This window comes from Kitasatospora sp. NPDC059812 (assembly GCF_042732075.1).
In the GTDB taxonomy this organism is placed as follows: Bacteria; Actinomycetota; Actinomycetes; order Streptomycetales; family Streptomycetaceae; genus Kitasatospora.
The window spans coordinates 44,086-56,825 of sequence record NZ_JBHWIO010000040.1 but is presented as its reverse complement, the minus strand read 5'-3'; the positions used below and the strand labels follow the sequence as shown (position 1 = coordinate 56,825).

At 71.8% G+C, this 12,740-nt stretch carries 14 protein-coding genes; 8 read left to right on the top strand and 6 right to left on the bottom strand.

The features are described from left to right. Positions 1–258 precede the first annotated feature (258 nt). On the top strand, positions 259–807 hold the full coding sequence (locus ACFV6D_RS21000) for a YceI family protein (protein WP_380486576.1): 549 nt from the start codon (positions 259–261) through the stop codon (positions 805–807). Positions 808–1,214: 407 nt separating this feature from the next. Here ACFV6D_RS21000 and ACFV6D_RS20995 read toward each other — a convergent pair whose 3' ends face one another. Further along, positions 1,215–1,637 carry a Rid family hydrolase gene (locus tag ACFV6D_RS20995; protein ID WP_380560707.1) on the bottom strand — a complete coding sequence of 141 codons (423 nt, stop codon included), beginning with the start codon at positions 1,635–1,637 and terminating at the stop codon, positions 1,215–1,217. 68 nt (positions 1,638–1,705) lie between these two features. Next, the gene (locus tag ACFV6D_RS20990) at positions 1,706–2,380 is read right to left on the bottom strand and encodes an HD domain-containing protein (RefSeq protein ID WP_380560706.1); all 675 of its coding nucleotides are present in this window, start codon (positions 2,378–2,380) and stop codon (positions 1,706–1,708) included. A gap of 71 nt (positions 2,381–2,451) precedes the next feature. Between ACFV6D_RS20990 and ACFV6D_RS20985 the strand changes: the two genes are divergently transcribed. Both ACFV6D_RS20985 and ACFV6D_RS20980 read left to right on the top strand, forming a co-directional pair. Then, positions 2,452–3,432 carry a GlxA family transcriptional regulator gene (locus ACFV6D_RS20985; protein ID WP_380426217.1) on the top strand — a complete coding sequence of 327 codons (981 nt, stop codon included), beginning with the start codon at positions 2,452–2,454 and terminating at the stop codon, positions 3,430–3,432. 211 nt (positions 3,433–3,643) lie between these two features. After that, on the top strand, positions 3,644–4,678 hold the full coding sequence (locus tag ACFV6D_RS20980; protein ID WP_380560705.1) for a polyprenyl synthetase family protein: 1,035 nt from the start codon (positions 3,644–3,646) through the stop codon (positions 4,676–4,678). Here ACFV6D_RS20980 and ACFV6D_RS20975 read toward each other — a convergent pair. Both ACFV6D_RS20975 and ACFV6D_RS20970 read right to left on the bottom strand, forming a co-directional pair. Further along, a complete protein-coding gene (locus ACFV6D_RS20975; RefSeq protein ID WP_380560704.1) occupies positions 4,662–6,371 on the bottom strand; it encodes an FAD-dependent oxidoreductase in 1,710 nt (569 codons plus the stop codon). The two genes, ACFV6D_RS20980 and ACFV6D_RS20975, sit on opposite strands and share 17 nt — an antisense overlap. 224 nt (positions 6,372–6,595) lie before the next feature. Further along, positions 6,596–7,333 carry a hypothetical protein gene (locus ACFV6D_RS20970; RefSeq protein WP_380560717.1) on the bottom strand — a complete coding sequence of 246 codons (738 nt, stop codon included), beginning with the start codon at positions 7,331–7,333 and terminating at the stop codon, positions 6,596–6,598. Positions 7,334–7,433: 100 nt separating this feature from the next. Between ACFV6D_RS20970 and ACFV6D_RS20965 the strand changes: the two genes are divergently transcribed. After that, positions 7,434–7,733 (top strand): hypothetical protein, encoded by a 300-nt coding sequence (locus ACFV6D_RS20965; RefSeq protein ID WP_380426210.1) that lies wholly within the window; start codon positions 7,434–7,436, stop codon positions 7,731–7,733. 143 nt (positions 7,734–7,876) lie between these two features. Here the strand turns inward: ACFV6D_RS20965 and ACFV6D_RS20960 are convergent, their stop codons facing one another. Both ACFV6D_RS20960 and ACFV6D_RS20955 read right to left on the bottom strand, forming a co-directional pair. Beyond that, the gene (locus ACFV6D_RS20960) at positions 7,877–9,040 is read right to left on the bottom strand and encodes a protein-L-isoaspartate O-methyltransferase (RefSeq protein WP_380560703.1); all 1,164 of its coding nucleotides are present in this window, start codon (positions 9,038–9,040) and stop codon (positions 7,877–7,879) included. Continuing rightward, positions 9,033–9,158 carry a hypothetical protein gene (locus ACFV6D_RS20955; protein ID WP_380560702.1) on the bottom strand — a complete coding sequence of 42 codons (126 nt, stop codon included), beginning with the start codon at positions 9,156–9,158 and terminating at the stop codon, positions 9,033–9,035. Before ACFV6D_RS20955 ends, ACFV6D_RS20960 begins: the two co-directional genes overlap by 8 nt. Positions 9,159–9,522: 364 nt before the next feature. On the opposite strand from ACFV6D_RS20955, the gene ACFV6D_RS20950 reads away from it, so the two are divergent. The 4 genes from ACFV6D_RS20950 (at position 9,523) to ACFV6D_RS20935 (ending at position 12,626) form a co-directional block, all read left to right on the top strand. Then, complete coding sequence (locus tag ACFV6D_RS20950; RefSeq protein ID WP_380560701.1) at positions 9,523–9,876, top strand: ArsR/SmtB family transcription factor; 354 nt, start codon at positions 9,523–9,525, stop codon at positions 9,874–9,876. Beyond that, on the top strand, positions 9,873–10,337 hold the full coding sequence (locus tag ACFV6D_RS20945; protein ID WP_380560700.1) for an SRPBCC family protein: 465 nt from the start codon (positions 9,873–9,875) through the stop codon (positions 10,335–10,337). The genes ACFV6D_RS20950 and ACFV6D_RS20945 overlap by 4 nt, the downstream gene beginning before the upstream one ends. Next, positions 10,334–11,797, top strand: coding sequence for an MFS transporter (locus ACFV6D_RS20940; protein ID WP_380560699.1), 1,464 nt, complete (start codon positions 10,334–10,336; stop codon positions 11,795–11,797). The genes ACFV6D_RS20945 and ACFV6D_RS20940 overlap by 4 nt, the downstream gene beginning before the upstream one ends. Positions 11,798–12,455: 658 nt before the next feature. Continuing rightward, positions 12,456–12,626 (top strand): hypothetical protein, encoded by a 171-nt coding sequence (locus ACFV6D_RS20935; protein WP_380426204.1) that lies wholly within the window; start codon positions 12,456–12,458, stop codon positions 12,624–12,626. The last annotated feature ends 114 nt before the right edge of the window (positions 12,627–12,740 follow it).

Sequence of the window (12,740 nt, the reverse complement as noted above, 5' to 3'; positions counted from 1 at the left end):
TTTTTTTTTTTCACTCTCGGGGGGCGGGGGCGCCCCCCCCCCGCGCCCCCCCCCGGGGGGGGGCGGGGTGGTGGGGGGGGGGGGGGGGGGGGGCGCCCCCCCCCCCCCCCCCACGGACGCCCCCGAATTCAGGCCCCGCCACGCCACCACCGGGCGGAAGCAAGCGCGCGACTCACCAGCCCGCGACGCCACACCCCACCCAAGCGCCACTGCCTGCCCCAAACGCCACTGCCTGCCCCACCGCGAAAGACGGTCGCCATGACCCGCCGCACCACCGACCCCACCCAGCCGTCCACCAGGCTGTCCGACCTCAGCACCGGCCCCTGGGTCCTGGACCCGGCCACGTCATCAGTGGAGATCAAGCACAAGTCGATGTGGGGACTGGCCACGATCAGGGCCGCCTTCACCAAGCTCAGCGGCGAAGGCGAGATCAGCCCCGACGGCTCCGCGCACGGCACACTGACCGTCGAGGCCGCGTCGATCCTCAGCAAGCAGGCCAAACTCGACACCCACCTGCGCTCCGCGGACTTCTTCGACGTCGACAGGTATCCGACGTTCACCTTCACCGCCACCCGCGTCGTCGCCGACAGCGCCGGAACCGCCAAGGTCACCGGCAGCCTCACCGTGCTCGGCACCACCCGCCCGCTCACCTTCACCGCCCGCGCCACCGCCGCCGGCCCGCACGAGGTGACCCTCAGCGGCGAGATCACCGTCGACCGCAACGACTTCGGCATGAACTGGAACAGAGCCGCAATGATCAAGGGCCTCACCACCGTCACCCTCACCACCCGCTTCACCCACCGCTGACCCACCGGTCCCCGCCCCCCGACCCGGCCCCGTACCGGGGCGGGCCCTGGAAGCGGAGCTGACGAGGTTGATCCGCAGGTTCCGCGGCACCTCACCGGCCGCGTTGCGTGGACGTACGCGACTTCGTCCTGTGGCTGCGGACGTGCCACAACCCGGCGCGGGACCGGCGCCGACCGGATGCGCCCGTGCCGGGATCGCTGAACGCGCCACCGGCAAGCCGTACCTGAGGTCGGGCTACGCCCCGGCCACCGTCAACCACGCGGTGTCGGTGCTGGCGGCGTTCTACGACCACCATCTGCAGACCGGGCAGGGTCCCGTCGTCTCCCCGGTGCCGCCGCAGTCCCGTGAGTACCTCACGTCCGTCGCGACGGGCTCCTGGGCCAGCGCGCCGGCCCAGGAGCGGCGGTCTACCGGGATGCGGCGGGATACGCGGCGGTCGCGCGGATTTCGACGAGGAGTCCCGGGCTGGCGAGGCCGCTGACCCCGATGATCGTCCAGGTCGGGTAGGGCGCTTCGACGAGGCGCTGCTTGGCCTCTATGAAGCCGGGCAAGTGCCGGCGGATGTCGACGTGGTAGCTGGTGACGTCGACGAGGGCGGACGGGTCGAGGTTCTCCAGTCGAAGGATCTCTTCGATCTTCCGGATGGCGATCTCGGTCTGCTCTTCGATGGTGTCCGGGATGGTTCCGTCGGCGCGGCGACCGATCGTTCCGGCGATGAACAGGAGGCCGTGCGCACGGACCGCGGCGGAATAGCCGAAGCTCGCGAAGGCGCTGGTGGTTTGCCCGAAGACCGGGTTGTCCTCGGGGATCGCGACGGTGTGGACGGTCATTGCGGTGCTTCCTTTTCTTTGATGACGCGGTCGTGTTCTTCGGTGACGCGGCCGTGGAGTCCGTGGAGTCAGTTGCCCCAGCGGGACGAACGGCAGGCGTGCTCCAGCCGGGTCCGGCCGAAGGTCTCGCGTTCACGGAGGAATTCGCCGGGGATCGTGTACCGGGGTGCGTTCTTCGGGTCTTTCGCGGCCTGCGCGACGATCGCGTCGGTGAGTGAGCGGATCATGTCCAGCCGTGGATAGGCGGCGTGCACGGCGTCGGCCTGCTCGTCGGTGACGGCGTCGATGTGGGCGGCGCCGATCGGGCCACCGAAGTCGAGTGCGACGCCCTCGCGGACGAGCACGCACAGCGTGCCGCGGCGTTCTGCGATACCCGGGGAGGTGTGGAGGGCGATGGCCTGCCAGACCTGGTCGGCATCGATTGCCGGTAATCCGCGGTCGGTGAGGAATGAGGCGGCCCGGTCGGCGCCTTCGACCTCGAACCGTTGGTTGTGCGGGCCGTCCGACGCCACGCCGAGGTCGTGCATCGCGCACGCGGCGAACAACAGGTCGTCCTGGTAGTCGTGGCCGACGACCAGGCCGAGGCGGCCGGCAACCAGCCGGGCGAACAGGTAGCTGCGGATGCTGTGGTTGAAGACGGACGGCGTTTCCACCGGTCGGATGAGGTTCATGACGGCGTCGGCAAGCGGTGTGCCGGGCAGCGTGATCAGGTCGGCGGCCGCCTCGTGGGTGGGTCCGGTCATGTCTTCAGCCTGGCCGTGACCGCCCTGACCTGGTGAGAGGCAAAATTTCCTTACTTCGCTAGAATCCTGCCATGGCAGTGCATCGAGTCGCGGTCCTGGCGCTGGACGGGGTCACCCCTCTCGACCTGGCGATCCCGACGCAGATCTTCACCACCCGGCCGGAAACCCCCTACGAGATGACCCTGTGCGCGTTGCAGCCGAAGGTGGCCACCAGCGCGGGTTTCGCCCTGGTCGCCGACGACGGCCTGGAGCGGGTGAGCACCGCCGACACCGTGATCGTGCCGGGATTCGACCTGATCCTCCCGTTGCCGGACGCCGTGCTCGAGACACTGGCCGGAGCCCGCGACCGAGGCAAGCGCGTGGTGTCGATCTGCACGGGCGCCTTCGCGCTGGCCGCGGCGGGCGTCCTGGACGGGCTGCACGCCACGACCCACTGGAAGCACATCGACGAGTTCGAGCGGAGCTTCCCGGCCGTCTCGGTCGACCGCGACGTGCTCTACGTCGACGAGGGCGACGTGCTCACCTCGGCCGGGGTGTGCTGCGGCATCGACCTGTGCCTGCATATCGTGCGCCGCGACCTGGGCGCGGAGATGGCCAACCAGATCGCCCGCGGTCTGGTCGCCGCCCCGCACCGAGACGGTGGGCAGGCCCAGTACGTGCCGGCTCCCGTCGCGGTGGCCGGCGAGGCGTCGCTATCCGGTACCCGTGGATGGGCCCTGCAGCGGCTCGGCGAGCCGCTCTCGCTGCGCGTGCTCGCCCGGCACGCGGGCCTCTCGCAGCGCACCTTCATGCGCCGGTTCACCGAGGAGACGGGCACGACCCCGTTGCAGTGGATGCTCAACGCCCGGCTGGGCAGGGCGCGGGAGCTGCTGGAATCCACGGACCGCTCGGTGGAGCAGGTGGCGCGGGACTGCGGGCTGGGCACGGCAGCCAACCTGCGGCTGCACTTCCGGCGCGCACTGGACACCACCCCCACCGCCTACCGCCGCACCTTCACACGCTCGACGTCCCGCAGTCCGGCCTGTTCACCAGCGGTCACGCCCTCGGCCTGAGAACGGCCACCACGACACTGAGAGTCCTTGCCGGGGCGAGATGCCGTCCGGCCACCGGTGGCCGGACGGCTGTCCCGGACTCCGGGAGATCCGGGGCGGGCCCGCCGGACCGCCCGGGGGCATGGTCGCGTACGCTCGCCCGGGTGCCGCGAAGGTGTGGGGCGGCGGCCGGGTCGCCGGGCACGGCCGGACCGGCAGGCAGGGGTGGGTGTTGTCGGATCGTGCGCGGGCCGAATCGGTCCTCAAGGACGCGGCTGCCACCTGTGGCGCACACCTGCGGCGCTGGGTCGGGCAGTTGGACGGCGCGGTCGGCCAGGTGGCGGCCTACCAGTTCGGATGGACCAACGACGGATCCCGGGACCGGCGGCACGGCGGCAAGAACGTTCGAGCGGCCCTGGCACTGGGCTGCGCCCGGGCGGTGGGAGGAGACCCGGAGCGGGCGGTGCCCGCCGCCGTGGCGGTGGAGATGGTGCACAACCTGTCGTTGCTGTACGACGACGTCCTGGACGGCGATGCGCTCCGTCGCCACCGGGCCGCCGCCTGGGAGGTGTTCGGGCCGGGCGCGGCGACCCGGTCGGCCGACGCGCTGCTGATGCTGGCGTTCGAGGTGCTCGCAGGCCCCGACGGCGAAGCCGTCGCCGGCGAGGCGTCGGCGGCCCTGCTGGACACGCTCATCCAGCTCGCGGTGGGTGAGAGCCTGGACGTGCTGTTCGAGGCCGCGCCCCGCATCGAGCTGTCCGAGTGCCTGGAGATGGTGTCGGGCAAGACGGCGTCGCTGATCTCCTGCGCCTGCCGGCTGGGCGCCCTCCACGGCGGCGGCGGGCTGGCGCAGGTCGAGACCCTGGCCGCGTTCGGACACGACCTGGGCATGGCGTTCCAGCTGGTGGACGACCTGCTGGGGATCTGGGGCGACGAAGCGGTCACGGGCAAACCGGTGTTCGCGGACCTGCGGGCACGCAAGCTCTCGGTGCCGGTGGTGGCCGCGATGGCCTCGAACACCGCGGCGGGCGACGAACTGGCCCGCCGCTACGCGCTGTCGGCCGGCCCCGGCCGGGCCGGGGAGGCGGAGCTGGCCCGGCTGGTGGAGGAGGCCGGCGGCCGGCGCTGGACGGTGGAGCGCGCCGCCGAGCACGCGGACGGGGCCCGGCGCCGTCTGCGGAGCCTCGCCGACGGCCCCGGTGCGGTGCCAGGTGCCGTCGCCGACCTCGACGCGCTCTGCGAACTGGTCGTCAACCGGTCGTACTGAGCCGGTCGCCCCCGGCGCGGGAGGACCAGGGCGCCGGGGTGTCGAGGATGTGCGCACGGCCCTGCCGGTAGAGCGCGGCGTCCACCTCCTTCAGGCGGCACAGTTCCTGCGGCTCGTACAGGGCGTGGACCACGGCCGGCTCGGCGCCGTGCCCGGCGGCCTCCAGCAGCGCGTTCGCCGCCGCCCGGCCGCTCTGGTTCGCGCCCTCCATGGTGGCCAGGTTCACCGGGCAGCGGACGAAGTCCCCGGCCATGAACAGGTTGACCGCAGCCGTCCCCGCCCGCGGGCGCAGCGCCCAGGAGCCGGTGGTGTTGATCAGCAGGGCCTCGTCGTTGGTCGCGGGACCGGGGCCGTCGAGGTTCTTGACGGCCGGGTCCAGGTGCCAGGAGTGGAGCAGGCCGTCGTGGAGGGTCCGGCGGCGGCCGTCGTCGAGGGCGTCGGCGAGCTGGGCCCAGACCTCGGCGACGACCTCGGCCCGGGTGCAGTCGCGGGCCGGCTTGCCGTAGAGGATGCCGGGGGTGTCCCAGGAGGAGATGTCGACCGACAGGCAGTCGGCCACCGTCCCGTCGCCGTAGGTGGCGCGGAAGTCGGTGTCCCAGAACTGCGCCTGGCTGATGGAGGTCAGGGCCCACGGGGAGTCCTGGTAGATGACGTGGCCGCGGGTGATCGGGGTGGGCTCGGTGAGGTAGAACTGCAGGCCGACCATCCAGTCGGTGCGCAGGTGCGCCGTCTTCTTCAGCTCCGGGTCCGCCTCGGCCAGGCCGCGCTCCAGCAGCGTCCCGATCCGGTCGACCGGGAGCGCGCACACGTACCAGTCGGCGGCCGCCTCCCGCCGCCGGCCGCCCGGGCCGCGCAGGACGGCGCCGACGACGGCGCGGCCCCGCACCGTCAGGCGCTCCACCTGCCAACCGAGTTCGAGCCGCACCCCCAGCCGCTCCAGGTGCCGCACCCAGGGGTCGATCCAGGCGGTGCTGGTCGGGGCGTTCAGGACCCGGTCGGCGGCCTGGGCCTCGCCCCGGCCGAGGAAGCCGTAGCCGAAGGCCTCCAGGAACCCCCCGACGGTGTGCGCGCTGCACACCTCCGCCCTGGCCGCCACGACCGTACGGGTCGCCCCGACGACGCACACCTTCCGGTACTCCTCGGAGGCGCCGTCGGCGGCGGTGAAGTCCCACCACGACATCTGCTCCCACTGCCCCAGCCGCCGCTGCGTGCTGCTGGTCATGTAGACCAGCAACCGGTTGGCGAAGTACAGCAGTTCCTCGTTCAGCTCCCCCTCGGCGCCCAGCTTCATGCCCCGGGCCTTCAGGATCTGCAGGGGCGTCCTCGGACCGGCGGCCAGGGACACGTCGACGACCGTCTCCCCGATCCTCCCCGACCGGGCGGACAGCATCTGCGGCGCCTCCCGCAGGTTGCCCTCCACGCCCGAGGGCGAGCCCGGGAGGGGGATCCGCCGCATCGTGTCCGGCAGGCTCCGGTAGAAGCCGGGGAAGAACCGGAACCCGTGCTCGCTGGGCAGGTCGAGCCGCCCGCCGGTACCCGTGCCGGGAACCGAGGCACTCCGGGCCTTCCCGCCCCACCCGGAGGGCTCCACCACGGTCACCTCGAAGCCGCGCTCCGCCAGCTCCATGGCCGCCGTCAGCCCGGCCACCCCGCCGCCCAACACCGTGACCGTCCGGCCCGAACTCCCCGACACCGCACGCCCCTTCCCGGCCCACGGCCGCTCACCCGTCCCACCCGATCCGTACGGGAACGATAGAGCAGGTCGTGGCCGTCACCCCGGCGGGGCCCTCCCCGCGACCCCCGGCACCCCGCGGCCGCGTCTTCAGGCGCCGACCGAGCACGGGGAGTGTCCGGCACGGCAGAAAGAGGCCCAGCCTCGCCTCTTCCTGCCGTTCACACGAACAGCGGGTCGGCCGGCTACGGCCACGGGTAGCCCACTTGCTCTGGCCGGTAGCCTCCGCAGAGCTCGGCGGTGGCACGGGGATCGCCTGCGGTCAGCTGCGCTTCAAGGTGCTCGGCCTGGTCCGACGGGTCGTCCGCGGAGATCGGGAGGGTCATCAGGAACTGGGCCCAAGGCAGATCCGTCTCGTCCCGGCCAGGGGGATGCCTCAGGACGACGTCGATCCGATCGGGTTCCCCGCGGAAGGCCCAGACCGCCTCCACCTCGCACTCCCACCTGGCGAGCCAGTCCTCGCGTCCCCTCAGCCCCGCCTCCAGCAGTGTCGCGACCACCGCCGCCGGCCACTCCCAGCCGCGGTCCTCCTCGGCTCGCAGGACCTCGGCCTCGTACTGATCCGCGGCGAACCGAAACTCCGGCAGGTCGAAGCCCCGCTCGACCGGGTCGCGCCAGCCCCCCCAGACGACATGCTCCTCGTCGCGCGTGACCGTCACGTACAGAGCGCTGCAGCACCGCTCAAAGCCGCACCCGGATCGAGCGAGCCGAACCTCGTGGGGAGTTCCGGTGGCATGCAACGGCCCGCCCCGACCCAGGAGATACCGGGGGCCTGATCCCACGAACTGGAGGCCGCCCGATTCCCTGCTACGCAGGGACAGGTCGGCCAGGAGATCCCGGCCACTGACGAACGGGCGGACCTCCACGCCGCCCTCGCCGGGCGGTAGGCAGACGATGCTCAGACTGAGAAGATCCGGTTCCATGGCCACCGGCAAAGGATCGCGGAGCCGGCCGCAGCTGTCATGTGAATTTGCGTGGCCTCCGCTCCTGGCAGCCGCCGGCCCCCGCCTGTAGCGTCGCCGCATGACCGACGAGACCACGGCCAGGGCAGGCAGAGAGTTCTACACGTTCGACGGCCGGATCCTGGAGGTCTTCGGCAGCTGTCCGAAGCGATTCCACATCCAGAACATGGACCTGCGGGTCACGGGCCCCGACCGGAAGGGGAGGCGGACCGTCGAGATCGTCGCCGGCCCGCCCGAAGCCCCGGCGACGCAGCACACGTGGCACCACTCGGCCGAGGAATGGCAGCGGGCGCAAGGCCTGGAAGCCCTGCTGGAAGCGGTACGGGCGGGTATCGCGGCGGCCCGGGAGCACGGAGCCTGAGGGTTTTCCGCAACCGTGGTCGAGGACGGCCGCCGCAGCACTGTCAGGGGAACGGAGGCCGTCGCCCGCAGGGACGCCGGATGCGCCGTCACCGAGTGGGGCCCTCGGAATGCTGCGACGGCGTCCCCACCGCGCCTCACCGGTCAGCGTCCGGCCGGGGCGGCTTGCGCGATGGGCCAGCGGGGTCCTTGCGGGCCGCCCTGCCATGCCCACTGCTCATCAGGGGTGACGGTGATCCCGTAGTCGTATCGGTCCGGTCGGCCGAGTTCCTCCCACCGGGTCCAGGCGGCGACCAGCTCGTCCCCGATGCGGCGTGGTCCGCCCTGGAGAAGCAGCGGCGCCTCGCCGTCGCCGCGCGCGGTCACCGTGGCCCATGACCGGGTGCCGTCGTGGATCCAGGCGTTGAGGCCGTCGTCGTCCCGGGCGGTGAGCAGCACGGCGTCCGGGACGGCCACCCGCAGGGCGAACCGCAGGTCCCAGTCGTCCAGCAGCTGTGGGTCGCGGTCCAGGGCCTGGCGGGCCTCGGGTGCGGTGTCGCCGCGCACCTGCGCGAAGGCGGCGCTGCCGGTGCTCGGCTGCGCCGGGCCGTGCCGGTCGCCCATGAACTGGGCCAGGCCCTGGACCCATCCTGTGGCGGACCGTCCGTCGTCGGCCACGGTCAGGGCGACGTGGCCCAGCCGTCCCCAGGGATAGACGAGCCGTCCGCCCGGCCGTACCGCCGCCACCCAGGACCAGGGGACGGTCTCCACGGCGTAGGTGGCGTGGAGCCGGTCGACCGGGCCGGCGCCGGGCGGGCCGCTGCGGGTGGCGTTGCCCAGGGTGACCTCGGCGTCGAGTCCGGCGGCCGCGAGGCGGGTGCGCGCGAAGTCGGCCAGGTGCCCGTCCACCTCGGTGGTCACGACCTGGCCGGGCCCGGCCCGCCAGGCGGCCAGCGCCGCCGTCCAGCCCTGGCCGGTGCCGACGTCCCACACCCGGTGTCCCGGCTCCACTCCGAGGCTGTCCAGCATGTCCGCCACCACCGAGGGCGCGGACAGCGACGAGGACGGCCGGCCGCCGTCGAGCTGGGTGACGGCCGCGGAGTAGATCCCGGAGTACAGCTCGGCCGCCCAACCCTCCGGATCCGCCGAGCGGTCGAGCGGCACGTACGCCCGGTTGTCCCACCGCCACAGCCGGTCCGGCGCGAACGCGTCGCGCGGCAGCGCGGTGAAGGCGCCACGCAGCCACGGCGAAGCGGCCGGCCACGCACCGCACCGCTCCATCTCCGCGTCCAGGCGCGCCCGGCGCCCGGCCAAATCCTCGTCAGCCACCGTTCGGCTTGCGGTGCTTGCCGTCGGACGGCGGGGCCGGGGGGACCTCGCCGTCGGCGTTGTTGGGAGGCGGCGTGCCCTTCTGAGGATCCGGCGGCGGCTTCTCGTGCTCACCCATCGTCACTTCCCCTTCGGTCGTGTGCCGGACACGGTCGGCCGCCCATCCTCGCGCACTCCCACGCCACGCGGTAGACGGCGTGCAGGAGCGCCCATGGGGCGCGCACGGCGACTCCCGCGCCAACGGGTCTTGGGTTCCAGCTGTCTCTGCAACACCTTTGGGGGCCCGGCTCGACCGGCGGCGGCCCCTCAGCCTCACCGCTCTCCACCCCAAAGGCCAATGGGCCACCGTCGGCCGTGGTTGCGCTTGGATGCGGCGGTGACCTGGCCTTCGAGGGTCTTCTCCCGGGAACGGCGCACCCCCGACGGAAGAAAGGTTAACCAAATGCTTGACTATTCGCTGCCGCCATCGAACAGTTAGGCACATGCTTAACCAATCTGGTTCGTTGGACCGGGTGTTCCAAGCACTGGCGGACACGACTCGCCGGGACATCGTCGAACGGTTGATCCGCGGGCCTGCCTCGGTCAGTGAGCTGGCCCAGCCGCTGGCCATGTCGCTGCCAGCGGTGATGCAGCACCTACAGGTACTGGAGGCGTGCGGACTGGTCCGGTCCGAGAAAGCCGGAAGGGTACGCACCTGCCACCTCGAGCCGGCTGTGCTGCGAATGGCCGAGGACTGGATCGCTGCGCAGCGCACTGCCTGGGAACACCGCCTCGATCGCCTCGGCGACTACCTGACCGAACACTGCGACAGCCCGGATCAAGGGAGCACACAATGACCGATCACCTGGTCACACATGCCACGTTCACCCTCGAACGCCTCTACGCGGCCTCACCCAGCAAAGTGTTCGCCGCGTGGGCCGCCCCCGAAGCAAAGGCCCGCTGGTTCGCCGGCCTCGACGCCGAGCACGAGCTCGATTTCCGCGTCGGTGGGCGGGAGGTCAACCGCGGCCGCTCCGGCGGTGGGCCCGTGCTGACTTTCGAGTCCTGGTACCGCGACATCGTCCAGGACGAGCGGATCGTCTACACCTCCACTCTGTCCGAGGGGCAAGACCTTGCGACAGTGTCGCTGACGACGGTGGAGTTCCTCCCCGAGGGTGGTGGCACCCGGCTGCTGCTCACCGAGCAGAGCACCTTCCTCGACGGCCGCGAAGAACCGAGCTGGCGGGAGCAGGGCACCGGCAGGTGGCTTGACGCGCTCGCCACCGAGCTGCTGCGAAGCATCCAGCAACAGCGATGACCACGAGCAACCGTTCGCGGACTCGCCGTTGGCAGGTGCTGGCGCTGCTGGGCACGGCGTTCTTCATGACGATTCTGGACGGCACCAGCCTGCTCGCCGCCCTGCCCGCGATCGAAGGCCACCTTCGCCTGCACGGTCCTGCCATCCAATGGACCGTGACGGCCTACGCGCTGGCCTTCAGCGGACTGCTGTTGTTATGCGGCCGCGCTGCGGATCTTCTGGGCCGTCGGCGTGTGTTCATCGCCGGGATGGTGCTGCGGGTCGTGGCCTCGCTGGCGTGCGGGCTCGCTCCGTCCATCCACACCCTGGTGGCCGCCCGGGCGGTGCAGGGCGTCTCGGCCGCGATCATCGCTCCGGCCGCGTTGTCGATGGTCATGAACACATTCCCCGAAGGGATCGAGCGGAACAAGGCGCTGGGTATCTGGGGCGGCCTCGGCGGGTTCGGCGCCACCGCCGGTCTACTACTGGGCGGCATCATCACCGATACCTTCGGCTGGCAGTGGGTGTTCTGGGTCAACGTCCCGGTCGGGACCCTCGTGCTGGTGCTCGCCCCCGCCACGCTGCGCGAGAGCCGGGACCGCGCACGCTCCCGTTCCTTCGATGTCCCTGGTGCGCTGACCATCGCCCCAGCACTCGTTCTGCTCGTGTACGTGATCGCCCGGGTGCCGACATCCGGGTGGGCGAACGGACAGAGCATCGGGCTACTGGCCGCCGTGGCCGTGCTGGTCTGGATGTTCATCCTGATAGAGAAGCGATCGGCGGCCCCGCTCGTTTCCTTTCAGTCGCTGCGCTCTCGCATGCTGATCGGTGGCAACCTCCTCCTGCTCATCGCCGGCATGACCGTCGACGGCATGCTCGTCACCCTCACCTCTTTCGTGCAGCAGGTGCTCGGCTGGCCGGCGGCGCGGTTCGGGCTGGCGGCCGCGATGATGACCGTCACCGCGGCCGCAGGCGCACTGCTGAGCCAACGGATCGTGCGCAGGCTCGGCCTGGGGCGGGTAGCTGCCGCCGGGACCGTCCTGCTCGGGTGTGGCTGCCTGCTGCTCACCCGTATACCGGCCGGTGGCCCGATGAGTCTTCTGCCGGCGGCCCTGTTTTTGTTCGGGGCGGGAATGGGCGCCGTCACGGTATGCGCACAGATCGCCGCGCTGACCGGCGTCACCGAAAAGGACTCAGGCCTGGCCGCCGGCCTCGCCGACACCTCCTTCGCCGTCGGCACCGCCGTCGGCACCGCCATCTGCACCAGCGTCGCCGCCGCCCGCACGTCCGCGATCGGCGGTCCGACACCGGTCGCACTCACCACCGGGCAGCATGCCGCGTTCGGGGCAGCCGGCGTCTTCGCCGCTCTCGCCTTGATCACCGCGTTGACGCTCCTCAGCAAGCGATCCGGCCTGTCCCGCAGCGTGTCGGCAGACGCAGGCGAGAACGTATCTACCCGGGCACCGTCAACCTCACCTTGATCTACGGGGACACCCCCTGGCTCCCTCCTGGCGTGATTCCTGTTCCGCATTCCATGGAGGGCCGGACCCGAATCCGGCGGCAAGGCCCCGGCCTCACCCGCGAACCCCTGCGCCGAGGTCCTCGGTGTCACTGCGGGTGCGAACGGCACCCGGCTCCGACGTCGTGGCCCTCGACGCGCAGCTGGGCGACGGCGGCGGCGACGTAGCGTGTCGTCCACAGGACCACCGCGTTCAAAACCACTCCCATTGACATCCTCCCTGCCCTAAAGGACGGGGATTCCTAGCTCACTTCGCCTGGCCGCTTGTGCGTCTGGCGGCGACAGGTGTGGTCGACCGGGTCGACGACGGCGAGCAGGTGCAAGGTCTTGGCGATGACGCCTGGGGCATTGCGCTGGGGCCATTGCCGTTGGTACGGCTTCCCGGACCCGCTCGGGGGTTCGAGCCCGGGAAGCCTCCCTCCACGGTGCCGGTAGCGGCCGCTGACAGCGCGCGGGGCTACGCCATGGCGTCGACGGCCGCTGGGGTGGTCTGTTCCGGCGGCGAGGGCTCGGCTGCGCCGGTGGGTCCGCGCAGCGGGGAGGGAGGGAGCGGGAGGCGGGCACCGCCCCGAAGACGACACCCAACTGGAACGGCTGGTCCGCGAGGCGATGTGGCGCAAGTGGCCCGGGCACAAGATCAACCACCCCGACTTCGTCCGGCCCGACCGGCCCTGGCCAAGGTCCGCTTCACCACCAAGGGCACGGGCGTCACCGTCAAGGCCGACGAGGCCGGAAACCTCACCGCCCGTCGACATCGAGTCCTCGGTGGCGCAGCTGCGCAGATCAACTGACCGGATGAGGCTGGTCGGATCGAAACCTTGCAGAACGTGTCCGGGGCCCGCGGGGGCGGGGGGGGCGGGGCCCGTGTGGGGGGGGGGGGTGGGTGGGGGGGTTGGGGGGGGGGC